This window comes from Bradyrhizobium sp. B117, from assembly GCF_038969555.1.
Lineage (GTDB): Bacteria > Pseudomonadota > Alphaproteobacteria > Rhizobiales > Xanthobacteraceae > Bradyrhizobium.
Map to the genome: position 1 here is coordinate 60,411 of NZ_CP152414.1, position 24,941 is coordinate 85,351.

Annotated in this window: 22 protein-coding genes, 1 tRNA gene and 1 riboswitch; of the genes, 10 read left to right on the top strand and 13 right to left on the bottom strand. The window is 66.4% G+C overall.

Features of this window, described 5'->3' with window-relative positions:
* Positions 1 to 78: 78 nt before the first annotated feature.
* The 3 genes from purH to rsmB form a co-directional block, all read right to left on the bottom strand.
* Positions 79 to 1,671, bottom strand: coding sequence for a bifunctional phosphoribosylaminoimidazolecarboxamide formyltransferase/IMP cyclohydrolase (gene purH / locus AAFG16_RS00305; RefSeq protein WP_342736413.1), 1,593 nt, complete (start codon positions 1,669 to 1,671; stop codon positions 79 to 81).
* 24 nt (positions 1,672 to 1,695) lie between these two features.
* A riboswitch (ZMP/ZTP riboswitch) is annotated at positions 1,696 to 1,777 on the bottom strand.
* A gap of 161 nt (positions 1,778 to 1,938) precedes the next feature.
* A complete protein-coding gene (locus AAFG16_RS00310) occupies positions 1,939 to 3,657 on the bottom strand; it encodes a heparinase II/III family protein (RefSeq protein ID WP_283087131.1) in 1,719 nt (572 codons plus the stop codon).
* 155 nt (positions 3,658 to 3,812) lie between these two features.
* The gene (rsmB, locus tag AAFG16_RS00315) at positions 3,813 to 5,159 is read right to left on the bottom strand and encodes a 16S rRNA (cytosine(967)-C(5))-methyltransferase RsmB (RefSeq protein ID WP_283083032.1); all 1,347 of its coding nucleotides are present in this window, start codon (positions 5,157 to 5,159) and stop codon (positions 3,813 to 3,815) included.
* A gap of 189 nt (positions 5,160 to 5,348) precedes the next feature.
* Here rsmB and AAFG16_RS00320 point away from each other — a divergent pair, with 189 nt between their 5' ends.
* Entirely contained in the window at positions 5,349 to 5,549 is a 201-nt protein-coding gene (locus AAFG16_RS00320) for a succinate dehydrogenase assembly factor 4 (protein WP_342736415.1), read from the top strand.
* A gap of 42 nt (positions 5,550 to 5,591) precedes the next feature.
* Entirely contained in the window at positions 5,592 to 6,182 is a 591-nt protein-coding gene (locus AAFG16_RS00325) for a thermonuclease family protein (protein WP_283083034.1), read from the top strand.
* A gap of 55 nt (positions 6,183 to 6,237) precedes the next feature.
* Here the strand turns inward: AAFG16_RS00325 and AAFG16_RS00330 are convergent, their stop codons facing one another.
* Together AAFG16_RS00330 and acs are read right to left on the bottom strand one after the other, a co-directional pair.
* Positions 6,238 to 6,753 carry a L,D-transpeptidase gene (locus AAFG16_RS00330; protein ID WP_283083035.1) on the bottom strand — a complete coding sequence of 172 codons (516 nt, stop codon included), beginning with the start codon at positions 6,751 to 6,753 and terminating at the stop codon, positions 6,238 to 6,240.
* Between the two features lie 420 nt (positions 6,754 to 7,173).
* Entirely contained in the window at positions 7,174 to 9,120 is a 1,947-nt protein-coding gene (gene acs, locus AAFG16_RS00335) for an acetate--CoA ligase (protein WP_342736419.1), read from the bottom strand.
* 404 nt (positions 9,121 to 9,524) lie between these two features.
* On the opposite strand from acs, the gene AAFG16_RS00340 reads away from it, so the two are divergent.
* Positions 9,525 to 10,694 (top strand): DNA topoisomerase IB, encoded by a 1,170-nt coding sequence (locus tag AAFG16_RS00340; protein WP_342736421.1) that lies wholly within the window; start codon positions 9,525 to 9,527, stop codon positions 10,692 to 10,694.
* A gap of 149 nt (positions 10,695 to 10,843) precedes the next feature.
* Here AAFG16_RS00340 and AAFG16_RS00345 read toward each other — a convergent pair whose 3' ends face one another.
* Positions 10,844 to 11,299, bottom strand: coding sequence for an SRPBCC family protein (locus AAFG16_RS00345; RefSeq protein ID WP_283083038.1), 456 nt, complete (start codon positions 11,297 to 11,299; stop codon positions 10,844 to 10,846).
* A gap of 112 nt (positions 11,300 to 11,411) precedes the next feature.
* Between AAFG16_RS00345 and AAFG16_RS00350 the strand changes: the two genes are divergently transcribed.
* Positions 11,412 to 12,506: an adenylate/guanylate cyclase domain-containing protein gene (locus AAFG16_RS00350; RefSeq protein WP_342741095.1), complete on the top strand. Its 1,095-nt coding sequence runs from the start codon at positions 11,412 to 11,414 to the stop codon at positions 12,504 to 12,506.
* A gap of 43 nt (positions 12,507 to 12,549) precedes the next feature.
* On the opposite strand, the gene AAFG16_RS00355 is transcribed toward AAFG16_RS00350, so the two are convergent.
* The 4 genes from AAFG16_RS00355 to tsaD all read right to left on the bottom strand — a co-directional run bounded on the left by AAFG16_RS00355 (position 12,550) and on the right by tsaD (position 16,525).
* A complete protein-coding gene (locus AAFG16_RS00355) occupies positions 12,550 to 12,963 on the bottom strand; it encodes an EVE domain-containing protein (RefSeq protein ID WP_283083039.1) in 414 nt (137 codons plus the stop codon).
* 94 nt (positions 12,964 to 13,057) lie between these two features.
* Complete coding sequence (locus AAFG16_RS00360; RefSeq protein ID WP_342736423.1) at positions 13,058 to 14,173, bottom strand: alpha/beta hydrolase; 1,116 nt, start codon at positions 14,171 to 14,173, stop codon at positions 13,058 to 13,060.
* 109 nt (positions 14,174 to 14,282) lie between these two features.
* Positions 14,283 to 15,263, bottom strand: a complete 981-nt coding sequence (locus AAFG16_RS00365; protein WP_342736425.1) for an NAD(P)H-dependent glycerol-3-phosphate dehydrogenase — start codon at positions 15,261 to 15,263, stop codon at positions 14,283 to 14,285.
* 188 nt (positions 15,264 to 15,451) lie between these two features.
* Positions 15,452 to 16,525 carry a tRNA (adenosine(37)-N6)-threonylcarbamoyltransferase complex transferase subunit TsaD gene (gene tsaD / locus AAFG16_RS00370; protein ID WP_342736427.1) on the bottom strand — a complete coding sequence of 358 codons (1,074 nt, stop codon included), beginning with the start codon at positions 16,523 to 16,525 and terminating at the stop codon, positions 15,452 to 15,454.
* A 141-nt stretch (positions 16,526 to 16,666) separates the two neighbouring features.
* On the opposite strand from tsaD, the gene AAFG16_RS00375 reads away from it, so the two are divergent.
* The 4 genes from AAFG16_RS00375 to AAFG16_RS00390 all read left to right on the top strand — a co-directional run bounded on the left by AAFG16_RS00375 (position 16,667) and on the right by AAFG16_RS00390 (position 20,727).
* Complete coding sequence (locus AAFG16_RS00375) at positions 16,667 to 17,413, top strand: uroporphyrinogen-III synthase (RefSeq protein ID WP_342736429.1); 747 nt, start codon at positions 16,667 to 16,669, stop codon at positions 17,411 to 17,413.
* A 64-nt stretch (positions 17,414 to 17,477) separates the two neighbouring features.
* A complete protein-coding gene (locus AAFG16_RS00380) occupies positions 17,478 to 18,683 on the top strand; it encodes a hypothetical protein (RefSeq protein WP_342736431.1) in 1,206 nt (401 codons plus the stop codon).
* Between the two features lie 35 nt (positions 18,684 to 18,718).
* Entirely contained in the window at positions 18,719 to 20,551 is a 1,833-nt protein-coding gene (locus tag AAFG16_RS00385; protein WP_342736433.1) for a heme biosynthesis HemY N-terminal domain-containing protein, read from the top strand.
* A 100-nt stretch (positions 20,552 to 20,651) separates the two neighbouring features.
* Positions 20,652 to 20,727 (top strand) — tRNA-Thr (locus AAFG16_RS00390).
* 43 nt (positions 20,728 to 20,770) lie between these two features.
* Here AAFG16_RS00390 and AAFG16_RS00395 read toward each other — a convergent pair.
* Entirely contained in the window at positions 20,771 to 20,926 is a 156-nt protein-coding gene (locus AAFG16_RS00395) for a hypothetical protein (protein ID WP_342736435.1), read from the bottom strand.
* Between the two features lie 81 nt (positions 20,927 to 21,007).
* The gene (locus AAFG16_RS00400; RefSeq protein ID WP_342736437.1) at positions 21,008 to 22,063 is read right to left on the bottom strand and encodes a polysaccharide deacetylase family protein; all 1,056 of its coding nucleotides are present in this window, start codon (positions 22,061 to 22,063) and stop codon (positions 21,008 to 21,010) included.
* Between the two features lie 252 nt (positions 22,064 to 22,315).
* On the opposite strand from AAFG16_RS00400, the gene AAFG16_RS00405 reads away from it, so the two are divergent.
* Positions 22,316 to 22,609 carry a hypothetical protein gene (locus AAFG16_RS00405; protein ID WP_342736439.1) on the top strand — a complete coding sequence of 98 codons (294 nt, stop codon included), beginning with the start codon at positions 22,316 to 22,318 and terminating at the stop codon, positions 22,607 to 22,609.
* A gap of 172 nt (positions 22,610 to 22,781) precedes the next feature.
* Positions 22,782 to 22,997: a cysteine rich repeat-containing protein gene (locus tag AAFG16_RS00410; RefSeq protein WP_027561760.1), complete on the top strand. Its 216-nt coding sequence runs from the start codon at positions 22,782 to 22,784 to the stop codon at positions 22,995 to 22,997.
* 131 nt (positions 22,998 to 23,128) lie between these two features.
* On the opposite strand, the gene AAFG16_RS00415 is transcribed toward AAFG16_RS00410, so the two are convergent.
* Positions 23,129 to 24,817 carry an MFS transporter gene (locus AAFG16_RS00415; RefSeq protein ID WP_283083048.1) on the bottom strand — a complete coding sequence of 563 codons (1,689 nt, stop codon included), beginning with the start codon at positions 24,815 to 24,817 and terminating at the stop codon, positions 23,129 to 23,131.
* Between the last annotated feature and the right edge of the window lie 124 nt (positions 24,818 to 24,941).

Below are 24,941 nucleotides of genomic sequence, written 5' to 3' on the forward strand. Positions count from 1 at the left end.
CGATTTCTCCCTGGGGTTATTGGTCCCCGCGTTCGCGGGGACGACCCGTTGAGAGTTCGGTGCACGACGGCGGGGGCCTCAATGCCTGAAATGCCTTGTGCCCGTGAACACCATGGCGATGCCGTGCTCGTCGGCAGCCTTGATCACCTCGTCGTCGCGCATCGAGCCGCCGGGCTGCACCACGGCGGTGGCGCCGGCTTCGATGCAGGCGAGCATGCCGTCGGCGAACGGGAAGAACGCGTCCGACGCCACGACCGAGCCCTTGGTGAGCGGCTCGGCGAGCTTCAGCTCGTTCGCGGCATCCTGGGCCTTGCGCGCGGCGATGCGGGCTGAATCGACGCGGCTCATCTGGCCCGCGCCGATGCCGACGGTGGCGAGATCCTTGGCGTAGATGATGGTGTTGGACTTGACGTGCTTGGCGACCCGGAACGCGAATTTCAGGTCGCGCATCTCGGCATCGGTCGGCGCGCGCTTGGTCACGACCTTGAACGTCATGTCGTCGACCACGGCGTTGTCGCGGCTCTGCACCAGGAGGCCGCCGGCAACCGTCTTGGCCGTGAGGCCGGGCGCGCGCGGATCGGGCAGGCTGCCGGCGAGCAGCAGGCGCAGGTTTTTCTTCCCGCCGATGATGGCGATCGCCTCCTCGCTGGCATCGGGCGCGATGATCACCTCGGTGAAGATCTTCGTGATCTCACGCGCGGTGTCGGCGTCGAGCGGACGGTTCATCGCGATGATGCCGCCGAACGCCGAAGTGGAATCGCAGGCGAGCGCCCTGCGATAGGCCTCGACGAGATTCGCGCCTTCGGCGACGCCGCAAGGATTGGCGTGCTTGACGATGACGCAGGCCGCGGTGCGCTTGGCGTCGAACTCGCCGATGCATTCATAAGCCGCATCGGTGTCGTTGATGTTGTTGTAGGAGAGCTCCTTGCCCTGCAGCTGCCGCGCGGTCGACACGCCCGGGCGCTTGTCCGGCGTGGCATAGAACGCGGCGGTCTGGTGCGGGTTCTCGCCATAGCGCAGCGACTGGATCAGTCTGCCGCCGAAGGCGCGGAAGTCGGGTGCGTCGATCTCGAGCTGGCGGTTGAACCAGTTCGAGATCGCGGCGTCATAGGCCGCGGTGCGCGCATAGGCCTTTGCGGCCAGCCGCCGGCGCAGCTTCAGCGTGGTCGCACCCTTGTTGGCGGCGAGCTCGTCGAGCACAGCCTTGTAGTCGTCGGCCTCGACCACGACGGCGACGTCGTCATGGTTCTTCGCCGCGGCGCGGATCATCGCGGGGCCGCCGATGTCGATGTTCTCGATGCAATCCTCGAAGCCCGCACCCTTCTCGACGGTGGCCTCGAACGGATAGAGATTGACGACGAGCAGGTCGATCGGCGCGATGCCATGCGCCTTCATCGCCTCCGCATGCTCCTTGTTGTCGCGGATCGCGAGCAGGCCGCCATGCACCTTCGGATGCAGCGTCTTAACGCGGCCGTCCATCATCTCGGGGAAGCTGGTGAGGTCGGAGACGTCCTTCACCTTGAGGCCGGCCGCGGCGATCGCTTTCGCAGTGCCGCCGGTCGAGACCAGCTCGACATCGTGCGCGGCAAGCGCTTTGGCGAACTCGATCAGGCCGGTCTTGTCGGAAACGGAGAGAAGGGCGCGGGTGACGCGGCGGGGTTGGTCAGTCATGAGCAAGATCCTCAGCTAAGGGAGTGTCTATGCCCAGGCGCGCGGCAGATATGTGTCGCGCTTCCCGATGGTGCTCCATCCAAGGTCGCCAGTCGCGCGAGCGAGGGCTCGATAGCAGCTTTTGACGCGTGTCTCAACGGGTAGAGCCATTTCCGTTCCGATGGAATCGGAACGGGGCTCTACGTTCTTGTTTTGACGCGTTTTCTTTACGCGAACCGGTATCCACGTCGCTCGAAAACGCTTTGGATAGGACCGGATCGCGCCTGTTTACAGCGGAAGTTCCGGCTCGCGCCGGGCGTTACGGCGGGCATTGGTGACGGTCGGCGAGGCGGTGGAGCGGACAAAGCTCCAACGGATCGAGGGCGCTTGCCGCGCGTCCTGGCGGATCACGATCTGGGCGGTGCGGCGGGGGCCGTCATTGCCGGCCAGGAACACGCTGTCTTCGAGATCGACCTTGTCGTCCAATGCCTCAAAGGTCCAGACGTCGCGGTTCGGCAGCACCAGCATGACGCCGCGCGCATCCGACAGCCGGCTCGCCTTGACGGCCGGATGCAGATGGAAGCGCAGCGCGAAATCGGCGTCCGCGCCCTTGAAGCGCCCGCCCTGCGGCGGCGACAGCGTGTCCTCGCCGTCGATGCGCGCGCCGTCATTGGCGATCATCAGTACGCGGCGATGGATCGCGCCGAATTTAGAGAGATAGCCGTCATGCGAGGTCGTCAGCAGCGTGCCGTTCTGCACCACCTCGCGATAGCTCTCGACCTCGACCGGCCCGCTGGTGACGGGCGAGCCGTGCAGCAGCCGCTTCATCGCCGACATCTCGACGAACTGGCATGAGGATGTGTCGTGATAGGTCAGCGTCGAATGCGCCGCGGTGCCGCGCGCGAACGGTCGCCAATTGTCACGGCCCGTGGTCGGCATGCCGCAATTGGTGACGATGCGGCTGATGCCGGACGACAGTTCGAACGACAGGCAGCCGGCATGGGCGTCGTGGCTGACGCCAGCCGGCGGCGGCGGGCCGGTGTCGATAATCACAGTGGTCTGGCCGGCATCGAGGCGCTGGAAGCCGGTATGCGGCATGTTCGCCATCGGCGCGCCGTGGGTGTCGTCATAGGCGAGCAGCGTCGCGAGCAGGTCCGAGGGCGTCGCGCTCATGCCGTTGAACAGCGCGAAATTACCGTCGCCGTGGCGGAAGAAGCGCAGCATCGGCATCATGCGGTCGATCGCATTGAGCAGCGCCGGCGGCGGCGCGATGTTGCGCGCGGCGAAAGTCTGCCGCAGCGGCAACAGGTCGATCAAGAGCTCGATCAGCGCGCCCGGGTTGCGCGAGATGTGTCCGCCATCGGGCAGGATCTGCCGCTGCAACTCGTCCGAGAGTTTTTTCGAGACGCTGCGGATGTGACGCGCCTGATTGGCGAGGCACAGTGCCGTGTAGCACAGCGCGATCAGCACCTGGAGCTTCGGCACCCCGTCGGGGATGTCGACCATGCTGTAACGCAGCAAGCGGATCTCGCGCGCGAGCGCGCGCAAGTAACGGCGATAGAATTTGTTGTCGGTGTCGCCCAGCACCAGCGGCGCCTGCGACAATAGCGAGATCACGCGCCGCGCCAGCACGTCCGCGCGTCGTGCGACCGGGCGGCGCTTGTTGGCGGGGTTTGCGATCCAGTCCTCGACCAGCGCGCGCGCATTGGCCCGCGTCAGCGCAGTGTCGGCGGCACGTAAATGGCGCAGCCAGCCGAAGCCGAGCAGCGCGACCTCCCAATCCTCGGACGGCGGCTCGAGATCAAAGATCGAGCGGCCATGGCAATTGACGATCTTGCCGGCGAACACAAAGCGGCCGGCATAGATCTCCGCGGCGCGGGTCGCATCCGCGGTACGCAGATCATGCGGCGCGATGATGAGCCGGTCGGTACGGCCGGGCCAGACCCGCGACAGCGCAACGGGGCCGCCGGTCGCGCGCGCGAGCATGTTCCGCGCGAAGCGGTTCATCACCAGCGTCGAGATACGTCTGCGTTGAGCGACCGACACGCCTTGCCTTGGAGGGGAGAGGATTCCGACGAATCCTTATTAATCCCAAAATCGGACGGCTGACACCACCTTGAACGGTCCGAATCAGGATCGTGGTGGCAAAATCCGGTGCAAAATCAGGATTTAACGAGCCGGGCCGCGTAAAATCCGTCGAGCCCGCCGAGCTTGGGATCGGGGTTCGGCAGATGGCTGGGCAGGGTGCGGAGGTCGCCCTCGGAGGTGACGATCTCGCTCAGTCCCGACACCTCGGAAGCTTCGATCGGCACGCGCCGCAGGCCGGACTCGGCCTGGAGCAGGGCAGCGATCGCCTGCTCGCCCTCCTCCGGTTCCAGCGAGCAGGTGCAGTAGACCAGCGTCCCGCCGGGCTTCAGCAGCGAGATGGATTTCTTCAGCAACCGCTGTTGGAGCGCGGCCAGCGTCGCGATATCGGATTCCTGCCGGAGCCACGCGACATCGGGATGACGGCGGATCGTGCCGGTCGAGGTGCAGGGCGCATCGATCAGGATGCCGTCAAAACCTTCTGACGGGCCGGCCCATTCCACGGCGTCGGCGACGATAGTCTCGGCCTGGAGCGACAGCCGCGCCAGATTCTCGCGCAGCCGCGCCACCCGGGCCGGCGAGCGGTCGATCGCGGTGACCTGCGCGCCTGATAACGCCAGCTGAGCGGTCTTGCCGCCGGGCGCGGCGCAGAGATCGGCAATGGACTTGCCCTTGGTGTCGCCGAACAGCCGCGCCGGCAGCGCGGCGGCGGCATCCTGCACCCACCATTGTCCTTCGGCAAAGCCCGGCAGCATCGTCACCGAGCCGTGCAGCAGCATCCGCACCGTCCCGGTCGGCAGCGTCTCGCCATGCAGCCGGCTCGCCCATTGCGCGGCGTCCGACTTGACGGTGAGATCGAGCGAGGGCTCGTGGCCGAGCGCCAGCGCCATCTCCCTCGCGGTCGCCTCGCCGTAATGCGCGCTCCAGCGCGCGAGCAGCCAGGGCGGCAGATCCAGCGATTGATTGGCGACTTCCTCGACCAGCGCCTTGCCCTCGCGCGCGCAGCGGCGCAGCACGGCATTGACGAGACCTGCATAGCGCGCAGCGCGGCGATCTGATTGCACGAGGCGCACGGAGAGATCCACCGCAGCGTGATCGGGCACGTCCATCCAGAGGATCTGTGCGGCGCCGATCAAGAGCGCGCTCTGCGCGCGCGGCGCATCGGAAGGAATGCCCTTGTCGAGCAGGCGGGACAGCACATGGCCGAGTGTGCCGAGCCGGCGCAGCACGGTCGCGACCAGGCGGCGCATCAGCGCGCGGTCGCGGTCGGCCAGTGTCTTCAGTCCAGGGTGAGCGCCGCCGCCGTCGAGCTGGTCGTCAAGCGTGCGATGCTTGTGCAGCACGCCGTCCAGGATGTCGGCGGCAATCCGCCGTGCCGCAAGACCAGGCACTTCGGACGGAGGGGCGAAACGTTGAGATGGCATGCGGAAGCAAGGTTCTGAGCGAGCGGCAGTTCCGCCGCGATGGGCGCATGCCTTAACGAATCCACATCTGGCACGCGAATATGCCAAATGTAAGAATGGCATCTCGCCTTTGCAGGCCACGATCACCATTTCAGCAATGCGATATTGGACCTCGCGTGTGCCGTGATCCTGCGCTAGGAACCGTCCACGATGAGTGACCAGCCCTCCGCTCCCGATCGCAAGCAGCTTTCGCCGGCCGCCCAGCGCGCGCTGGCCGAAGCCGAAGCGCGCCGGCAGGCTGCGGCTAAGGCGCATGCCGAAGCGGCGCCCAAGGAATTGCAGGGACCGAAGGGGCCTGAACCCACCCGCTACGGCGATTGGGAGCGGAAAGGGATCGCCTCGGATTTTTAAGGCATCTTGCCGGTTCAGCCGACTCAGCCCTAGCGTGCGCGGATGTCGCGCTTCGACCCCAATCATCCCTACCGGCGCTCATACAGCGGCTCGCCGTTCAGCCGCCGCTTCTCCGGATTGCTGCCGTGGATGTTCGTGGTCGGCGTCGTGACGGCGATTGTGCTCGGCTTCCGCCAGGGCACGATCTGGCCCATTCCGCATGCGGATGACGGACAGTCGCGCGATGCCAAAATCATCCTGCAGCAGTCCGGCAATTCCGACACGCGCCTGGCGGTCGATGTCATCAGGACCGTCGACGGCGATACTTTCCTCGCGCGCGTGCATCAGCAGGGTGGCCGCGATCTCGTCGCACGCGTCCGTCTGCGCGGTATCGACGCGCCCGAGATGAAAGCATCCTGTCAGGACGAGCTGGATAAGGCCGAAGCCGCCAGCGACGCGCTGCGCAACCTGCTCGGCCAGGGCGGTGTGACGATCTACAATCTTGGCCAGGACAAATACGGCCGCGTGCTTGCCGACGTCGCGACCAGGCGAACCGCCAACGTTTCAGCGGCGTTGCTCGCCGGCGGTTACGCGCGCAGCTACAATGGTGGCCATCGCGACGGCTGGTGCGCCCGCAGCTGGCGCTTCTGGTAGCAAAAAAGCCGCGTCGGATGACGCGGCTTTCTGTGTCCTGTCCTGATCTGTTCGATCAGCGCGTCACGACCACCGTCGTGCCGACCGAGACACGGCCGTAGAGATCGGTGATGTCGTCGTTGAGCATGCGGATGCAGCCGTAGGAGACGAAGCCGCCGACCGAGCCCGGCACGTTGGTGCCGTGGATGGCGTATTCGCCGCCGGCCAGCGTCATCGCCGCAACGCCCATCGGATTGCGCGGCGAGCCGCCCGGAATCACGTCCGGCATGTTCGGCTTGTCGCGCTTGACCTCGGCGGGCGGCGACCAGGCCGGATTGCGATACTTTCCGTCGATGCGGGTGGTGCCGGCCCACTGCTTGCCGGACCTGCCGACGCCGACCGGGTAGCGCACGGCGTGGCCGTTATCGAGGATGAGATAGAGCCGTCGCTCGCTGGTTTTGACCACGATGGTGCCCGGCGAATAGTCGGCGAGATGCGCTCCCACCATTTCCGGCCGCGCCTCGGCCGCCGTCGACATCAAGACCCCTGCTCCGATGGTGGCGGCCAACGCCACCGCAATCCTCATCGACATCGAATTTCCCCTTGAACGGATTCGTTGAAATCTACGCACAACCGGCAATCCCCAGCATGCCCAGACAATCTTAACCGCGCGCGTTAACCGGATGGTTTCCACGCGCGGCCGCCAAGGGCCCGCCAGCGGGGGGAACAAAGGAAATGTTCGAAATAAAGTAAATGACAAGAAAACAACACTCGACCGGAAAGATGCGGCCATGCCGGCTCGCGCCCTGACAAGAGCGTGAGGATGTGAACCGGCGTTGTTGAGGGGGCGTGGAGCGGGTGACGCGGTCTCGTGTCCCGGACGCGCTGCAACGCGTAGCGTTGCTGCGCAGAGCCGGGACCCAGTGTTTCCTTAGGCGCGGCTGGATGGGCCCCGGCTCAGCAGCGCACCGCGAAGGCGCGCTGCGCTGCGTCCGGGGCACGAGAGCGTGCCTTACGCCGACTTCTTGTTCTGCCGGTTCTTGACGAGGTCGTCGACCACGGCGGGATCGGCCAGGGTCGAGGTGTCGCCCAAGCTGCCCGGCTCGTCCTCGGCGATCTTGCGCAGGATGCGGCGCATGATCTTGCCGGAGCGCGTCTTGGGCAGGCTCGGCGCGAACTGGATCTGGTCGGGCGAGGCGATCGGGCCGATCTCCTTGCGCACCCAGGTCACGAGCTCCTTGCGCAGGTCGTCGGTCGGCTCGACGCCGGCCATCAGCGTGACATAGGCGTAGATGCCCTGGCCCTTGATGTCGTGCGGGAAGCCGACCACGGCGGCCTCCGAGACCTTGTCATGTGCGACCAGCGCGCTCTCGACTTCCGCGGTGCCCATGCGATGGCCGGAGACGTTGATGACGTCGTCGACACGGCCGGTGATCCAGTAATAGCCGTCGGCATCGCGCCGGCAGCCGTCGCCGGTGAAGTATTTGCCCTTGTAGGTCGAGAAATAGGTCTGCTCGAAGCGGGCGTGGTCGCCATAGACCGTGCGCATCTGGCCGGGCCAGGAGCGCGTCAGGCAGAGATTGCCGGTGGTTTCGCCCTCCAGCACCTTGCCGTCGGCATCGACGATTTCGGGCACGACGCCGAAGAACGGCTGCGTCGCCGAGCCCGGCTTCAGCTTGGTCGCGCCCGGCAGCGGCGTGATCAGGATGCCGCCGGTCTCGGTCTGCCACCAGGTGTCGACGATCGGGCAGCGATCGTCGCCGACGACGCGGTAATACCACTCCCAGGCTTCGGGATTGATGGGCTCGCCGACCGAGCCGAGCAGGCGCAGGCTCGCGCGCGAGGTCTTCTTCACGGGCTCGTCGCCCGACTGCATCAAGGCGCGGATCGCTGTCGGCGCGGTGTAGAAGATGTTGACCTTGTGCTTGTCGATGACGTTCCAGAACCGCGAATTGTCCGGATAGTTCGGCACGCCTTCGAACATCAGCGTGGTCGCGCCGTTGGCCAGCGGTCCATAGAGAATGTAGCTGTGGCCGGTGACCCAGCCGACGTCGGCGGTGCACCAGTAGATGTCGCCGTCGTGATAGTCGAAGACGTATTGATGCGTCATCGAGGCGAACACGAGGTAGCCGCCCGTGGTGTGCAGCACGCCCTTGGGCTGGCCGGTCGAACCTGAGGTGTAGAGGATGAACAGCGGGTCCTCGGCGTGCATGTGCTCGGCCGGGCATTCCGTCGTCACCATCTTGGCAGCGTCGTGATACCAGAGATCGCGCGACGGATTCATCTCGACCTGGCCGCCGGTGCGCTTGACCACGACGACCCAGTCGACGCCGTCGGCTTTAGTGAGCGCTGCGTCGACATTGGCCTTGAGCGGCACCTTCTTGCCCCCGCGCAGGCCTTCATCGGCGGTGATGATGACCTTGGATTGGCAATCGTTGATGCGCTGGGCGAGGCTGTCAGGCGAGAAGCCGGCGAACACCACCGAGTGGATCGCGCCGATCCGCGCGCAGGCCAGCATCGCATAGGCCGCTTCCGGGATCATCGGCAGATAGATGGTGACGCGGTCGCCTTTCTTGACGTTGCGGGTGCGCAGGATGTTGGCCATCCGGCAGACCTCGTCATGCAGCTCCTTGTAGGTGATGTGCTTGGACTGCGAGGGATCGTCGCCTTCCCAGATGATCGCGGTCTGGTTGGCGCGGGTGTGCAGGTGCCGGTCGATGCAGTTCCAGGCGACGTTGAGGACGCCGTCCTCGAACCATTTGATCGAGATGTTGCCGGGCGCGAAGGAGACGTTCTCGATTTTCGTCGGCGCCTTCATCCAGTCGATGCGCTTGGCCTGTTCGGCCCAGAATGCGTTCGGGTCCGAGATCGAGCGGGCGTACATCTCCTTGTACTTGGCCTGGTCGACCCAGGCGCGCTTGGCCCACTCCGCCGGGACGTCGTAAATCTTCTCGGACATGTTTCCCTCCACCTACGCCAAGCCGAACGCATGCGACTGGCAAGCCGACCTGATCGTTGAATCGATTATGCGTCGGGCTAACCGGCCCCGACAAGCCGCACAAGCTGGACCTTCGGCGAGCGGCCCGCCATACGGCGGATCAAGCTGCGCGGGCCGGCTGTCGCAAATCTGAAACAGGCCGGAGCGGCGGCTTACGGCTCTTTACCCAAATCTCCGGAATAGGCCCCGCGCAGGGCGCCCATGCGCCTGATGGAGGTATTTAGGAACCGTCTGTCACTGATTCGGGACTCGCAATACGGTTCGGAACACCCTAAGTGGCTAACCCGGGTCCAAAAGAGACCCCAGGGAACAAAAATCAGAACAGCGGCATTGAACGACAACAAACAGGGTCAAGGCATAACACTATGATGGATCAGCAGAATCTCGGGACGATGCGGCCCGCTTCAGCCGATCCTGCCGCTATTGCGCTGGCTAAGGCCCTTGGACAATGGCCGAAATCGGCCGGTTCCGCCCGCCCCAGCCCGAAAAAAGTCTTCGACCAGGCGCCCGCGGCGACGGTCGAGGCCCTCGCGAGGGAGCTGGGCCTGCGGCTCGGCGACCAGAATGAGCTCACCATCCGCCGTATCAGGCGCGGCAAGGGCTATTCCTTCGTCCGTCCCAACGGCGCCCATATCCGCGACGCCCGCACCATCCGCCGTCTGCACGCCATGGCGGTGCCGCCGGCCTATCGCGAGGTGCGCTACTCCGCCGATCCGAACTCGCATCTCCAGGCCGTGGGACGCGATGCCGCGGGGCGGCTGCAATATCGCTATCACGCCGACTGGGAAAAGGTTCGCGAGCACCGCAAGGCGCATCGCCTGGAAAAGCTCGTCGGTGCGCTGCCAAAGATCCGGCGCAAGGTCTCGGCGTTCCTGTCGGGCGAGGAGCCGACGCGCGAATTCGCGCTCTCGGCCGTGATCGAGCTGATCGCGCGCACCGCGATCCGCCCCGGCAATGAATCCTATGCCCGCCTCAACGGCACCCGCGGCGCCACCACCCTGCTGAAGTCCAACGTCACGCTGGAAGACGACTGCTTCGTGCTGACCTTCAAGGCGAAGGGCGGCAAGGCGGTGCGGAAAGAGTGCGACGCGGCCAAGCTGGTCCGCGCCATCGGCATTTTGCAGGGGGTTCCCGGCAAGCGCATGTTCCAGTATCGCGATGCCTACGGCATCGTGCGCGCGGTCAACACCACGCAGGTGAACGCGTTCCTGCGCGAGATCGCCGGTATCAAGATTTCGCTGAAGGATTTTCGCACGCTGATGGCCTCTGCCGTCGTCGTGGAATCGCTCTCGCGGATCACGCCGGCGACCAGCCAGCGCGGCCGCAAGAAGCAGGTGCTGGACGCGATCCGCGCCGCCGCCGACAAGCTCTCCAACACGCCGGCGATCTGCCGTAAGAGCTACGTCCACGACACCATCGTCACGGCCTTCGAGGAGGGCATCCTCGAGCGTTTTGCGGCGACGATGAAAGGCCAGCGCTCGCAAGCGCGGCGCGAGCAGCTGCTGGCGCAGGTGGTGGCGACCGCGGCGGTTTAAGTCGTGCTGCCGCAACTGTCGTAGGGTGGGCGGAGGCGCAAAGCGCCGTGCCCACCATCTCTCCATGGTCGCAAAAATGCGTGGGCACGCGGAGCCTGTCATCGGGCGCGCGTTCGCGCGACCCGGTGGCTTTGCCCACCCTACGAGAGCTACGCCTTGGTTGATACACCCATGTCCGGGCCGGGATCGCCGCCCGCGGCCGCAGTGGTGAGCCGTCCCAGATAATGGGCCCACCCCGTCGCGTGCGCGGCCGCCTGCTCCTCGGTCGGCAGGCCGCTATGGGTCATGCGCAGCAGGGTGCCGCCGTCGCGTTCGATCAGGTCGATCTCGATCAGGCTCGAGCCGGGCGGCACTTCCTGTCCGCCCTCCCAGCCGAACGTGTAGGCGAGGCGGTGCACCGGCACGACCTCGCGGAAGGCGCCGCGGCCGACGCCGCCGCGCGGGCCGATGCCCCTCAGCAGATAGAGCCCGCCGGGATGCGGCTCGGTGGTCGCATCCGAGCCCATCCAACTCAGGATCTTCTCGGGGTCGGTCAAATAGGCAAAGACGGTGGCGCGGGGGGCTGCGATCTGGGTCTCGCGTCGCACTACGAAGGATTCGGTCATCGGCGATCATCCATGGTCTTGCCTTGGGCTGACGATGGGACATGGCGGCGCTACGGGGCTCCGTCAAGGATTGCTCGTGACAAAGTCGGTCTCGCTTCGCCATCATCGGATCATGCAGCTCTCCCCTACCCTCGCCTGGCTCGTCGACGCCGCCTCGGACAGTCCCGGGGCCGACCGCCTGCTGGCGGAACTCGGCGCGCATCTGGTCGCCGACGGCGTGCCGCTTGCGGCCGGCAGCCTGACGCTGGAGGTGCCGCATCCCCTGATCGCGAAGCGGACCTGGCTGTGGCGCGCCGACACCGGCCGGGTGATCGAAGCGCTCGGCTTTGCACCGGGCGGACTCGCGCCCGACCTACCCAACGATGCCGGCCGCCGCTGGCTGCGCGACATCGCGGCCGGCGAGGTGCACGAAGACGTCGTCGGGCGACAAGATGGCCCGCTGCTCGGCTGGATCGGACCGCGGCCGTTCACATCGGGCGAAATCGCGCGATTGCGCGAAGCGGCGCGCTTTGCCGCGACGCCGCTTGCCGTGCTCGCCGCCCGCGCCACCTTGCGCGCGACGCTGGAGGCCTATCTCGGCAAGCGCAGCGCGGCGCGCGTGCTGGCCGCGCCGCTGCGGCGCGATCTCGGCGAGACCATCCAGGCGGCGCTGCTCTATGCGGATCTGCGCAATTTCACGACCTTGTCGGAGACCACACCACCTGCCGATGTCATCGCGGCGCTCGATGCCTGGTTCGATCGCATCGCCGGCGCGGTCCATGCCTTTGGCGGTGAGGTGCTGAAATTCATCGGCGATGGCGTGCTTGCGATCTTTCCAGTGGTCGAGGCGTCACCGCGCCATGCCTGCGATGCCGCGCTGCGTGCCGCAGGCGCGGCCGAAGCCGGCATGGCGTATCTCAACGCGGAGCGCAGCGCGCAAGGACTGCCGCCGCTGTGGTTCGGCGCCGCGCTTCATCTCGGCGAGATCCTGTGGGGGAATATCGGCGCCGCCAATAGGCTCGACTTCACCGCGATTGGTCCCGCCGTCAATCTCGCCAGCCGGCTCGAGGGATTGTGCAAGCCGCTGGGCAGGACCGTGCTGGTGTCGGGCGCGCTTGCGGCGGAGACGGAGATGCAGCTGATCGCGCTCGGACTGCACAAGCTGCGCGGCATTGCCTCGCCGTGCGAGGTGCTCGCGCTGCCGGAGACGCAAGCGCGGATTCCGTAGGGTGGGCACGCTTCGCTTTGCCCACCCTACAATTCGTGGCGGATTAGACCCCGCCCATCTTGCAGACCAGCTTCCACTCCTCCGCGGTCACCGGCTGCACCGACAGGCGCGAATATTTCACCAGCGCCATGTCTGCGAGCTTCTTCTCGGCCTTGATCGCGGCCATCGTCACCGGCGTCTTCAAGGGCTTGTCAGCCTTGATGTCGACGCAGACGAACTTCTCGGTCTTGTCGGTCGGATCAGGGTAGGCCTCCTTGATGATCTCCGCGATGCCGACGATCTCCTTGCCCTCGTTGGAATGATAGAAGAACGCCTTGTCGCCCTTCTTCATGTTCACGAGGTTCTGGCGCGCGGTGTAATTGCGCACGCCGGTCCAGGCTTCGCCCTTGGCGCCCTTCGCGACCTGCTGGTCCCAGGACCACACCGAGGGTTCGGATTTCACCAGCCAGTAGTTCATCGCAATCTGCCCCGTTCCTGGATACGCCGGTGCGATGTTTAGGGCACGCGGATGCCCGCGACAAGCGCGGGCATCCGCGGGTCCATCGCAGCCCTCACTCCTTCAGATATCGATCGAAGAACCTTGCGATGTCGGTGAAGGCTTCCTTCGTCTCGGGCACGTTGATGTTGAACTGGTACTGCGCGTGAGACTGACCCTCATAGACGTTGAGATCAGCGATCACGCCGGCGCGCCGCAATTTGCGATGCGTGCGAACCGTGTTGCTGAGGAACAGATCGCGCGTGCCCGATGTCAGGATGGTCGGCGGAAAGCCCTTGAAGTCGCCGTAGATCGGCGAGATGTAGGGATTCTTCAGGTCCGTCCCGTTGGCATAGAGCTTTGCGGCGCGGCCGAGCCAGCCGTCCCAGGTCACCAGCACGTTGTCGACCCACTCGTTGCTGGCATAGGTGTCGCCGACCTTGTCGATGTCGGACCACGGCGTGCCCGGCGCGATCGCCGCCGGCCTCGGCAGCTTCTCGTCCCTGGCCCGCAGCACCATCGCGAGCGTCATCGCGCCGCCCGTCGACGTGCCGAAGATCGCCATGCGGCGGGAGTCGTGGTCCCTGGTGACCTCCTTCCAGACCGCCATCGCATCGTCCATCGCGGCGGGATAGGGAAAATCGGGCGGCATACGGTAGTCGACCGAGATGACCTTGAAGCCGCCAAAGCCCGCCATCATGATCGCCTCCGGCAACGCGGCTTCACCCGGCCCGAACACATAACCGCCGCCATGGACGTGGACCAGGAGGCGCCGCCGGTTCTCGGGCGGGATCTTGCTGGGCGTGACGATGAAACAATGCACGCCGGCAATCTTGGTCTCCTCGACCTTGACGCCGAGCTTCTCCTTCATCGTCGGAACGTTCGCGATCGACAGCTTTGCGCGCCGCTCGATCAGTTCCTTCCACTCCGCCGGGGTTTTGGGATCTGCATTGAAGTGCGGCGGAAATGGCGCGCCGATCATGGCCTGCATGTCGGAGCTGACGTCATTGGAGGGATTGGCGATGGATTTGACGGGCGCGACCCGCTTGCCGTTTTCGGCATTGGCGGCCGCCTCGTTCTTGGCGAGCTCGTCATAGGAGATCGCGGCCTCGGTGTAGGCAGCGGTGGGTAGGGCAGTGGCGACAAGCGTGATGATGGCGATCGAAACGATCGCGTGCTGCGGTTTGCGCATGCGGTTTCCCCTGGGATCCGTTTGATTATTGTTGGACCGGGATCCTGCGGTGTACCGCTAGGCTAGACCAGCGTGCAGAGGCCGTGAAGTACTACCCGACGCTCGGGTGCTATTCCTCGGCTTTGAAGGGGCGCGTCAGCAATCCCTCAATCGCGGCGTCGATCGTCAGCCGGCCGTCCAGGATGGCGGCGACGGCCTGCGAGACCGGCATGTCGACGTTCCGCGCCGCCGCGAGCTCGACCAGCACCGGCGCGGTGAACGCGCCTTCCGCCAGCTTGCCCGCCGGCGCGGCCTCGCCGCGGCCGAGCGCGATACCGAGCGCGAAATTGCGCGATTGTGCGGTCGAGCAGCTCAGCAAGAGGTCGCCGAGGCCGGAGAGGCCCGAGAGCGTTTCCGTGCGCGCGCCGCAGGCGCGCCCAAACCGCGCCAGCTCGCTGAAGCCGCGCGTGGTCAGCGCGGCGAGTGCCGAGGCGCCGAGGTTGCGGCCGACCACGATGCCGGCGGCGATCGCCAGCACGTTCTTGGCGGCGCCGCCGATCTCGACACCGCGGATGTCGGTGGAGTGATAGGGCCGAAACGTCGGCGAGCCCAGCGCCTGCACCAGCGCGCTCGCCAAGGCTTCGTCCTTCGCCGCCAGCGTCACCGCCGTGGGCAGGCCGCGCGCGACGTCGTCGGCAAAGCTCGGGCCCGACAGGATCGCCGGTTGCGCGTGCGGCGCGGCTTCAGCGATGACATCAGTCATGAATTTGTGGGTGCCGTGCTCGATACCCTTCGCGCAGGCAATGATCGGCGCCGGCTTCGCCAGATGCGAGGCGAGCATGTTGACCGCACCGCGCAGATGCTGAGCCGGAGTTGCGATCAGGATCATGTCGGCACCTGCGGCGTCGGCAAGCTCGTGCGTGACGGCGATCTCAGGCGCCAGCCGTACGCCGGGCAGCCGCGGATTCTCGCGGGTCGATGCGATCCGCGCCGCATGCTCCGCAGTGCGCGCCCACAGCGTCACGTTCCGCCCGGCGCGCGCCGCCACGGTCGCCAGCGCCGTGCCCCAGGCGCCGGCCCCGATCACAGCGACGGACTGGAACGCGGTCATGGCTCGATCTCTCCACTCCCTCTCCCCGCTTGCGGGGAGAGGGCTGGGGTGAGGGGGAGGCTCCGCGGGGACGGTGACAGAGAGACTCGCGGAGAGTCCCCCTCACCCGGATTGCATCTGCGATGCAATCCGACCTCTCCCCGCCCGCGGGGCGAGGTGAAGCTGAGCCCGTGGCGACACCACACCATTCAGTATCCCGCCCGCGTTTTGCTGTAACCCGCCGGCGCCGTCGCGTTGGCATCGAGCAGCCAGCGTGCGCGCGGCTGGGCTTCCATCGTGTCGGTCAGGCCGAGCGCCAGGCGTTCGGCGCCGGCCCAGGCGATCATCGCGCCATTGTCGGTGCAGAGCGCGGGCGGCGGCATGATCAGCTGCGTTCCGGCCCGTTGCGCAACGTCTTGCAGGGCGCCGCGGATCGCCTGATTGGCGGCGACGCCGCCGGCCGCCACCAGCGCGCGCGGCGCGCCGAACTGCTCGCGAAAGAGCTTCAGGCCAACACTCAACCGGTCGGCAGTCGAATCGAGCACTGCGGCCTGGAAGCTGGCGCAGAGATCGCTGATGTCCTGCGGCGTGATTTTGCCGAGCCGGCTCGCCTCGGTGCGCACCGCGGTCTTCAATCCCGACAGCGAGAAATTGGCGTCGGGGCGCCCATGCATCGGCCGCGGAAACGCAAACCGCGTGGCATCGCCGCTCGCCGCCGCGCGCTCGACCTGTGGGCCGCCCGGATAGGGCAGACCCAGCATCTTCGCGACCTTGTCGAAGGCCTCGCCGATCGCATCATCCACGGTGGTGCCGAGCCGCACATATTGACCGACGCCGGTGACCGCGACGATCTGGGTATGGCCGCCGGAGGCGAGGAAGAGGCAATAGGGAAATTCGATCCCATCGGTGAGGCGCGGCGTCAGCGCATGCGCCTCCAGATGGTTTACCGCGACCAGCGGCGTGTCATGCACCATCGCGATCGCCTTCGCGGTGGTGAGCCCGACGATGACGCCGCCGATCAGGCCCGGTCCCGCGGCCGCCGCGACACCGTCGAGCTCGGCGAAGCCGATGCCGGCCTCGCTCATGGCGTGGTCGATGATGCCGTCGAGCAGGTCGACATGCGCGCGTGCGGCGATCTCCGGCACCACGCCGCCGAAGCGGGCGTGTTCCTCGACCTGCGAGCGCACGATGTTGGACAGGATTCTGCCGGCACCGTCGGCCGCCCGTTCGATCACGGCCGCCGCGGTCTCGTCGCAGGTGGTTTCGATGCCCAATACCAGCATTGGCGAATTGTTATCCAATTTGCGCCCTTGCGCTCATCCGGAAAGCAGAGTTCTGGTAACGCGGTAGCATTCCGGGGTCGGCTTGCGCAATCGTCACGCGCGGCCGTCCTCGTCAATGCGTCGTGCCCGGGAACACCAGCGATGTCCATTCTTGTCACACGGCCGCATCCTGACAATGAGGCGACCGCCGACAATCTGCGTGCGCGGGGGCATGCGGTGCTGCTCGCGCCGGTGCTCAAGTTCGAGCCGGTCGCTTTCCATGACGAGAGCGAGGCGGGCTATGGCGCCATCATCGTGACGTCAGCCAATGCGATCCGCGCCGTGGCGCCGCAGTTGCGGGATCTCGGGCTTGTGGAGCTGCCGGTGTTTGTCGTCGGCGAGCATACGGCCGCTGTTGCGCGCGAGACCGGCTTCACGAATGTGATCGTCGCCGGCGGCGATGCCGCTTCCTTGCGCGACAAGGTGATGCAGAGCGCGCGCGAGAAGCTGCTAGAGGCAAAAAGCACGCTGCTTTATCTCGCGGGTGCGGATCTGTCGCGCGATCTCGGCGGCGAGCTCGGTGCGGAAGGATTCAGCGTGGTGACGCAGACGACCTATCGCATGGCGCCGGTCAAAATTCTTCCGCGCGAGGTCTGCGATGGATTCGCTGCTCAAGGGATCGAGGCGGTGCTGCATTACTCCCGGCGCAGCGCGCGGGCGTTCCTGGATGCGGCGCGCGACGAAGGCGTTGAAATTTCGGCATTGGCGATCCCACAATGCTGCCTGTCCGAGAACGTGGCCGCTGTGCTGCGCGAGGCCGGTGCGTCGCAGGTTCTGGTGGCTGCAACGCCAGACGAAAATGCCTTATTTGATACCTTGGAGCGTGCTTTGAGGACCCGTTTGGCGTAAGAGGTCGGGCCGAATCCGACGTAATCGGGTCCGCTCTGGTATGGAAGTGTGAGGAACCGTCACGATGGCCGACGACAAGCCTGAAGATACAGGATTGGCCCCCGAGTCCGGCCGTGCCAAGCGGACACCGCCGACCATCGACCTCGAGGCGACTGATGTCTCGACCCAGCCGCAGGAGACGGCGGGTGAGCCTGAAGCTCCGCCGGAGCCCGCCGAGCCCGAGCAGGCAAAATCCGAGCCGGCCACTGCCGAGCCGGAGCACGTCGAGGAGCAGGCCGCGGCCGCGCCCGCTCCCGCCTCGCCACCGGTTTCGCCCTGGGTCATTGCGCCGTTCGCCGGTGCCGTCGCTGCCGCGCTCGTCATCGCCGTCGGCTGGCTGCTGGGCTGGCCTGCCGTGCAGGCGCCGCCTGCCGCGCCGCAAGTGACGAGCGCGACCGTCGATGCGCTCGCCGGTCGCGTCGCCGCGGTCGAAGCCAAGGCGGGCAGGCCCGCCGTCGATCCCGCCATGGCGGCGCGGATCGACGCGCTGGAAAAATCCGCAAGCTCCTTGCGCAGCGACATCGCCAATCTGCGCACGCAATCCGACAAGACCGCGAGCGCCCTGAACGACACGAAATCCGCACCAAGCATTGCCGCGCCCGATCTTGCCGCTCTCAACGAGCGCGTCGCGCAGCTCGAGCGCGCCAGCAGGACCGAGAGGGCGGAGCTCGCGCAGCAGGGCGAGAAGATCGCCAATGCGAAGTCAGCGGACGACAAGCCGCTGCGCCATGTGGTGGCAGCGGCCCTGCTCGACGTCGCCGTTCGCCACGGCGATCCCTATCAGTCGCAGCTGTCCGCAGCGCGGTCGTTCGCAGCCAAGCCCGACATGCTCAAGCCGCTCGATGCGTTTGCGGCGGCGGGCATCCCGACGCCGGTCGCGCTGAGCCGCGAGCTGCTCAACATCGTGCCCAAGCTCTCGCCGCCGGCGGAAGCGCCGGCCGCGAGTGCCGGCATCGTCGAGCGTCTTCAGGCCGGAGCATCGAAGCTCGTTCGCATCGAGCGCACCGACGGGGTCGGCAACGATCGCGGCGCGATTGTTGCGCGGGTCACGGCTGCGGCGCTGCGCAACGATTTCGTCGAGGCGCGGCGCGAGCTGAAGACGCTGCCGGAAGCCGATCGTGCGCCGGCGCAGACCTGGCTCGACAAGGCCGATGCGCGCGACGCCGCGCTCGCCGCCTCACGCAAATTCGCAGACGACGCCATGGCGGATCTCGCCAAGCCTGTTCAATAAGGTTCGCGCAATAATCAGCGCGTATAGGGATCGCCATGCTTCGCATCGTCCTCTTCCTTGTCCTGATTGCGCTGGCAGCGGCCGGCGCGGCCTGGGTTGCCGATCAGCCTGGCGATCTCGTCCTGACCGCAGGCGGTTTCCGCGCCTCGACGACGTTGCCGAGGTTCGTGTTCCTGCTTGGCGTCTTTGCCGCTGTTGTCGTGCTGGTCTGGAGCATCGTGACGATGGTCTGGCGCGCGCCCGGGCGCTTGCGCCGCCGCAGCCGCGAGAAGCGCCACGCACGCGGCCGCCACGCCATCACCCACGGCCTGCTCGCGATCGGCCATGGCGATATCGGGCTTGCGCGCCGTCATGCCGAATCTGCCCGGCGGCTTGCGCCGAACGATCCGCTGGCGCTGCTGCTGCACGCGCAGTCGGCCCAGCTCGAAGGCAACCGCGACGAGGCCCAGCGCGTCTTCCGCGCCATGGCCGAGCGCGAGGATACCCGCCTGCTCGGCCTGCGCGGCCTGTTCATCGAGGCGCAGCGCGCCGACGATGCGGTCGGTGCCGTCATGATCGCGGAAGAAGCGATCAAGCTGTCGCCGTCCTCGACCTGGGCCTCGCATGCCGTGCTCGGCTTCCGCTGCGCACGCGGCGACTGGAGCGGCGCGCTCGCGATTCTCGATTCCAATCTGGCCGCGGGCCTGATCGACAAGAAGGCCTATCGGCGGCAGCGCGGCGTGCTGCTCACCGCACGCGCGCTGGAACTCGAGACCATGGACCGCGACGTGGCGCGCGAGAGCGTGATGGAGGCGATCAAGCTAGCGCCGACTTTGGTGCCAGCCGCGGTGCTTGCCGCGAAATTCGAGAGCGAGGCGCATCAGGTGCGCCGTGCCATGAAGCTGGTCGAGGCCGCCTGGCTCGCCAATCCGCATCCCGATCTCGCCGATGCCTATGCGCATGTGAAGCTCGGCGATTCCGCGCGGCAGCGCTTGCAGCGGGTCGAGACGCTCGCGGCCAAGACATCCGCCGACAAGATGGGCCATGTCGAGGGCCAGCTCGCGATCGCGCGTGCCGCGATCGATGCGTCCGAATTCGCGCGGGCGCGTGAGGTGCTGGCGCCTTACGTCAACGATCCGACCCAGCGCGTGGCGCTGCTGATGGCCGAGCTCGAGCGCGCCGAGCATGGCGACAGCGGCCGGGCCCGCGCCTGGACATTGCGCGCGGTGCGTGCCCGCCACGATCCGGCCTGGACCGCGGACGGCTATGTCAGCGACCGCTGGCGGCCGGTCTCCCCGGTCACCGGCCGGCTCGACGCCTTCCAGTGGCATACGCCGGTCGCGAGCCTTCCGTCCGACAAGGGCACCACGATCGAATCCTCGGCCTTCGAGGAGGCCATGCTGGCCGCCCCGCCGCCGAAGCGGGTGACGGCGGCTCCGACCGAAACCCCGGTGGAACCGCCCGCGGCCACGCCCGTTCCGGCGCCGGCCGCCCAGGACAATTCGCCTCCCGAGGCCAAGGAGGTCGTCGACGAGCCCATCAAGGAAATCGTCAAGGAAGCTCCCAAGGAAGCTTCGAAGGAAGCTTCGAAGGAAGTCGCCAAGGAGGAGCCGGCCGCCCCGCCCGCCGAGCCGGTCAAATCGGCCGCCGAAATCGCCGAATCATCGCCGGTTGCGGCAACCCCGGTGTTCCGGACCCGCGCCGACCTCGGCATGCCTGCTTCCGTGCCGATCCAGGCCGTCATTCCGATCGTCCGCGCCCCCGACGATCCCGGGATCGACGATGACGGCCCGACCGATGAATTTACGGAACAAATCGGCACGCCCAAGGGCCACGCCAAGGCCCAGGCCGGCGGCTGGCGCGGATTCTGGTCCCGCTGGGGCGCGTGAGGCGCATTTCGCCTCCCGCTTGTTCTTGCCAATTCGGGCCGTGCCCGATATCAGGAGCGCGCGTATCGGGACCGGCCTCGCCGAGATCCCGGCAGGGTTCGCCGCAATAGCTCAGTCGGTAGAGCACGTCATTCGTAATGACGGGGTCGGGGGTTCGAATCCCTCTTGCGGCACCAGCGCCTAAATGTCCGGCCCGGAGACATAGGTCACGGATCGTACCTAAGAGATGGGTGACAACCTCGTGCCGAACGGGTTGTCGAGGGGGTGCAGGGTTTTCTGCTCCAGGTCGAAATATCCCAAATCATAGTGCATGAAGCTGACGAGCCAAATGCCGTCGTCGACCTCCTTGATGCCGGGCTTGACCCGGGCGTCCACGTCTTCGGCCTTGATCCAAGAACGTGGATGGCCGGGACGAGCCCGGCCATGACGCAAGAGATCCGGATCTGATCAGTCTCGTTACTGCGAAACCGTCTGCACCACGCTCGAGATCGGACGCTGGGTCGTGCTCGCGGTCGGCACCTTCATGTCCTTCATCAGCGCCTCATCATATTCCGGCAGCGTCTGAAGCGTCGTCTTGGCCTTCATCTGCACGACCTTGTAGCCGCCGGCCTTGAGGCGCGCGAGCAGCGCCGGCAGCGCTTCGCCGGTGTGCTTCTGGAAATCGTGCATCAGGATGATGCCCTTGCCGAGCTTGTCGAGCCGCGTCATCACCGTCTCGATGATCTTCTCCGGCGTCGCGCCCTTCCGGAAGTCGAAGGAGTCGATGTCGGTCGAGAACATCGCGACGTTGCGGGTGCCGAAATAGCTCACGATCGCCGGGTTGTGCTGAAGCTGGGGGAAGCGGAAGAACGGCGCGGGGTTGGCACCGAGCGCGAATTTCACCGCGCTGATGCCCTTTTCGACCTCGTCCTTGGCCATCTGCTCGGTCATCTTCTTGCCGTTCAGATTGACGTGCGACCAGGTGTGAGTGCCGACCGTATGGCCCTGGGCCAGCACCTGGCGCAGGATTTCGGGATGATAGGTCGCATGCTTGCCGACCGAGAAGAACAGGCCCTTGGTGCATTCATCCGCGAGCGCCTTCAGCACCGCGGGCGTGTTCACCGGCCAGGGACCGTCGTCGAAGGTCAGCACGACCTCCTTGTCGGTGAGGAAGTCGAACTGCTTGAAATGATCGAAGCCGAAGCCGGGGCCGCCGGTGGTGTCGATCTCGACCACGCGGGAGACGCCCAGCGCGTTCGGATTGGCGCAGGCCTGTTTCGGCTGCATCGGCATGGCCGGGGCGGGCGCGGGTGCCTGGGCAAATGCCGTCGGCCTGGCCGCGACCGTGGCGGTGGTCTCGACGTCGTCCCTGGCGACGAGCTTCGCCGGTGCCGGCAACGGATCGGCGGCACGGGCGGCAACTGTCTTGGGGGCGCCCTGGTCGGCGCGCGCGGAATAATAAAACCAACCGCCGGCGGCGATGACGACCGCGGCAACTACACTGGCCAGCATCAGGCCCAACGCATTACGCATCGCTACTCTTTCCAATTACGCAACCAAACCGGCGGAATCCCCCGCGCGACGAGCCATTAATGCGAAGGAACAGTTAACGTGACACCAACACGACAGCGGATGCGGTGGAATTTCAGCGGGGTGCGCCAAAGTGACCGATGTCACAGAAGGGGGGCTGCCCGTGACCGTCATCACAGTGGAAACTGTTTTGCCGGAGCATCGTAGTTCCCATCAACAAGGGCCCGCCGTCCGCGGTGCCAATGGGAGCTTCAAATGACCAAGTCCTTCTCGGCCAAGATCCGCGACACCAGCCTGGCGCTGGGCTTTGCCGCCATGGTGTCCATCGTGTCGACGACCTCGAGCTTCGCCTTCTCGGCCGAAGCGCAGCAGATGTGCACCGGCGATGCCTTCCGCCTCTGCTCGTCGGAAATCCCCAACATCCCGAAGATCACCGCATGCATGATGAAGCATCGCTCGGATCTGAGCGCCGGCTGCCGCGCGGTGATGGACAAGGACCTCGCCAAGGGCGCCTCACGCAAGGTCGCTGACGCTCAGGACAGTCATTAAGAGAACTTGCAACGCCGCAAGCGTCGCGATCTGCGAGCTCCCCACCGATGTGCCCCGGCGTCAAGCCGGAGCCACGCGGCGGCGAAGGTGTCTGCTGCCAATAAAGCCGTTGCGGCTGAGAGATCGTCGCACTAGCTTCGCCCCACTTTCTTTCGGGTAAAGGCATTACGCGATGACCAGATTTCTTTTCACTGTTTCTTTGCTTCTGTGCGCATCGGCTGCGTCCGCGCAACAGCAGCCCGGTCACGATGCCTGTGCGCGTGATGTCAGCCGTCACTGCCGCGCCGTGATGAACAATGGCGATGGCGCCGTGCTCGCCTGCCTGAAGCAGAACCGCTCCCGCCTCAGCAAGGCCTGCGACAAGGTGCTGACCGACCACGGGCAGTGACTGTCATTCCGGGGCGCGCGAAGCGCGAACCCGGAATCCACCGAGTGGCATATGCGTTGGGAAATGGATTCTCTGATGCGCAATCGCGCATGATAGTTCGTGCCTGACGGTCCGCCCCGGAATGACGCGGCTTACGTGCTGCTCCCCGCCGCAGTCGCGACCACCGGCAGCACCTCCTTGCTGCCGCGGTCCGGCGTCTCTTCCTTCCAGCGCACCGAGCCGAACGGCCGTTCCAGCATGCGGCGGACGCGCACCGGCTCGGGGCCGATGTGGAAATCGATCGCCTGTTGATGCAGCGCGCGTTCGGACAGCGTCGAGCGGTTGCGCTGGCGTAGGTAATCGAACCAGGTCGGGCAGTGATAGCGCTCGGTCCACAATTCGGGATCGGCGATGTCGCGCGCGATCGACCAGCCATAGGCGCCGTTGCGCTGCCTCGAGAGCTGCACGTCCTGCATCACATTGTGAAAGGCGCGCGCATTCTCCTGGGACACGCGATATTCGATCTCGACCACCAGCGGCCCGCTGCGCCCGGTGATCGACAGCTTCACCTCGGGATCGGCCAGCACGTCGGCGTCCTCGTTGCGGGCGCCGACGCGCGGCATGGTGAGCCAGATCCCGAGCAGCGGCGAGATCAGCATCAGGCCGGCAGCAACCAGCAGCGCGACCTCGACGCCGGCATAGTCGGTGAGATGGCCCCAGCCCCAGGCGCCGATCGCGATGCCGCCGGAGATCGAGGCCTGGAACGCCGCGAGCGAGCGGCCCGCCACCCAGCGCGGCGCCGAGAGCTGCACGCCGATATTGAACAGCGCGACCGCCGCCATCCAGACCGCGCCGGCGAGCACCAGCGCGGTTGCGGTGAGCACCGGCTCGGTGCTCACGGCAAGGGCGGCCATCGCGAACGCCATCGAGATGGTGCAGGCGCGGATCGCGGCCTCGCCGCTCATGCGCTTGCGCAATTCGTGGATGTTGAGCGCACCGACCACGGCGCCCATGCCGAACGCGCCGAGCATGATGCCGTAAGTCTGCGCGCCGCCATGCAACAGGTCGCGCGCGACCAGCGGCATCAGCGCCATGATGGCGCCGCCGATCAGGCCCATCACCAGCGTGCGCAGCAGCACGATCTTGATCGGCGGCGAATTGGTGATGTAGCGGAAGCCCGAGACCATGGCGCGGTTGAGCTTTTCCCGCGGCAGGCGCGACGGCTCCACCGAGCGGCGCCAGAGCAGCAGCACCACCAGCAGCGGCAGATAGAGGATCGCATTGCAGGCGAACGCGGCGACGGCGCCGAGTGCGGCGACGATGACGCCGCCGACCGCGGGACCGAAGCTGCGCGCGATGTTGTAGCTGATGCCGTTCAGCGCGACGGCCGAGGGCAATGCTTCGGGCGGCACCTGCTCGCTGACCGAGGATTGCCAGGCCGGCCCGAACAGCGCGTTGCCGCTGCCGACGACGAAGCAGAAGGCGAGCAGCGTCTCCGGCGTGATCAGTTTGAGCCCGGCCAGGATGGTGAGCGCGGACGCGCCCGTCAGCGCGATCGCGAGCGACACCAGGGTCACGATGCGGCGGTCATACATGTCGGCGATGGCGCCGGCCGGCATCGAGATCAGCATGATCGGCAGCATCAGGGCGGTCTGCACCAGCGCCACCTGGTCGGCGGAAGCCGACATCTGCGTCATCGCCCAGGCCGCGCCCACGCCCTGGATGAGGAGGCCGAGATTGGAGAGCAGGCTGGCGAGCCAGATGCGCCGGAACACGGTGAACCGCAGCGGCGCGGTGATGCCGTCGGCGGCCAATTTCTGACGGTTCGGCTGCTCGGTCATATCCCCTTCCATATGGGCTGGCAGAAGTGGTCTAACGTGATTCCGGCAGGTCCAGTGATGCCCGCGAAAGTCCTTCGCTGTCCAGTGGTTAGGCCGGTATAAGCGGTGCAAAGATAGTCTTGCC

What these genes read in the sequence shown, in the direction of transcription:
- purH (WP_342736413.1), bottom strand. Translation starts at nt 1,671, where the DNA reads ATGACTGACCAACCCCGCCGCGTCACCCGCGCCCTTCTCTCCGTTTCC.
- AAFG16_RS00310 (WP_283087131.1), bottom strand. Translation starts at nt 3,657, where the DNA reads ATGAACCGCTTCGCGCGGAACATGCTCGCGCGCGCGACCGGCGGCCCC.
- rsmB (WP_283083032.1), bottom strand. Translation starts at nt 5,159, where the DNA reads ATGCCATCTCAACGTTTCGCCCCTCCGTCCGAAGTGCCTGGTCTTGCG.
- AAFG16_RS00320 (WP_342736415.1), top strand. Translation starts at nt 5,349, where the DNA reads ATGAGTGACCAGCCCTCCGCTCCCGATCGCAAGCAGCTTTCGCCGGCC.
- AAFG16_RS00325 (WP_283083034.1), top strand. Translation starts at nt 5,592, where the DNA reads ATGTCGCGCTTCGACCCCAATCATCCCTACCGGCGCTCATACAGCGGC.
- AAFG16_RS00330 (WP_283083035.1), bottom strand. Translation starts at nt 6,753, where the DNA reads ATGTCGATGAGGATTGCGGTGGCGTTGGCCGCCACCATCGGAGCAGGG.
- acs (WP_342736419.1), bottom strand. Translation starts at nt 9,120, where the DNA reads ATGTCCGAGAAGATTTACGACGTCCCGGCGGAGTGGGCCAAGCGCGCC.
- AAFG16_RS00340 (WP_342736421.1), top strand. Translation starts at nt 9,525, where the DNA reads ATGATGGATCAGCAGAATCTCGGGACGATGCGGCCCGCTTCAGCCGAT.
- AAFG16_RS00345 (WP_283083038.1), bottom strand. Translation starts at nt 11,299, where the DNA reads ATGACCGAATCCTTCGTAGTGCGACGCGAGACCCAGATCGCAGCCCCC.
- AAFG16_RS00350 (WP_342741095.1), top strand. Translation starts at nt 11,412, where the DNA reads ATGCAGCTCTCCCCTACCCTCGCCTGGCTCGTCGACGCCGCCTCGGAC.
- AAFG16_RS00355 (WP_283083039.1), bottom strand. Translation starts at nt 12,963, where the DNA reads ATGAACTACTGGCTGGTGAAATCCGAACCCTCGGTGTGGTCCTGGGAC.
- AAFG16_RS00360 (WP_342736423.1), bottom strand. Translation starts at nt 14,173, where the DNA reads ATGCGCAAACCGCAGCACGCGATCGTTTCGATCGCCATCATCACGCTT.
- AAFG16_RS00365 (WP_342736425.1), bottom strand. Translation starts at nt 15,263, where the DNA reads ATGACCGCGTTCCAGTCCGTCGCTGTGATCGGGGCCGGCGCCTGGGGC.
- tsaD (WP_342736427.1), bottom strand. Translation starts at nt 16,525, where the DNA reads ATGCTGGTATTGGGCATCGAAACCACCTGCGACGAGACCGCGGCGGCC.
- AAFG16_RS00375 (WP_342736429.1), top strand. Translation starts at nt 16,667, where the DNA reads ATGTCCATTCTTGTCACACGGCCGCATCCTGACAATGAGGCGACCGCC.
- AAFG16_RS00380 (WP_342736431.1), top strand. Translation starts at nt 17,478, where the DNA reads ATGGCCGACGACAAGCCTGAAGATACAGGATTGGCCCCCGAGTCCGGC.
- AAFG16_RS00385 (WP_342736433.1), top strand. Translation starts at nt 18,719, where the DNA reads ATGCTTCGCATCGTCCTCTTCCTTGTCCTGATTGCGCTGGCAGCGGCC.
- AAFG16_RS00400 (WP_342736437.1), bottom strand. Translation starts at nt 22,063, where the DNA reads ATGCGTAATGCGTTGGGCCTGATGCTGGCCAGTGTAGTTGCCGCGGTC.
- AAFG16_RS00405 (WP_342736439.1), top strand. Translation starts at nt 22,316, where the DNA reads ATGACCAAGTCCTTCTCGGCCAAGATCCGCGACACCAGCCTGGCGCTG.
- AAFG16_RS00410 (WP_027561760.1), top strand. Translation starts at nt 22,782, where the DNA reads ATGACCAGATTTCTTTTCACTGTTTCTTTGCTTCTGTGCGCATCGGCT.
- AAFG16_RS00415 (WP_283083048.1), bottom strand. Translation starts at nt 24,817, where the DNA reads ATGACCGAGCAGCCGAACCGTCAGAAATTGGCCGCCGACGGCATCACC.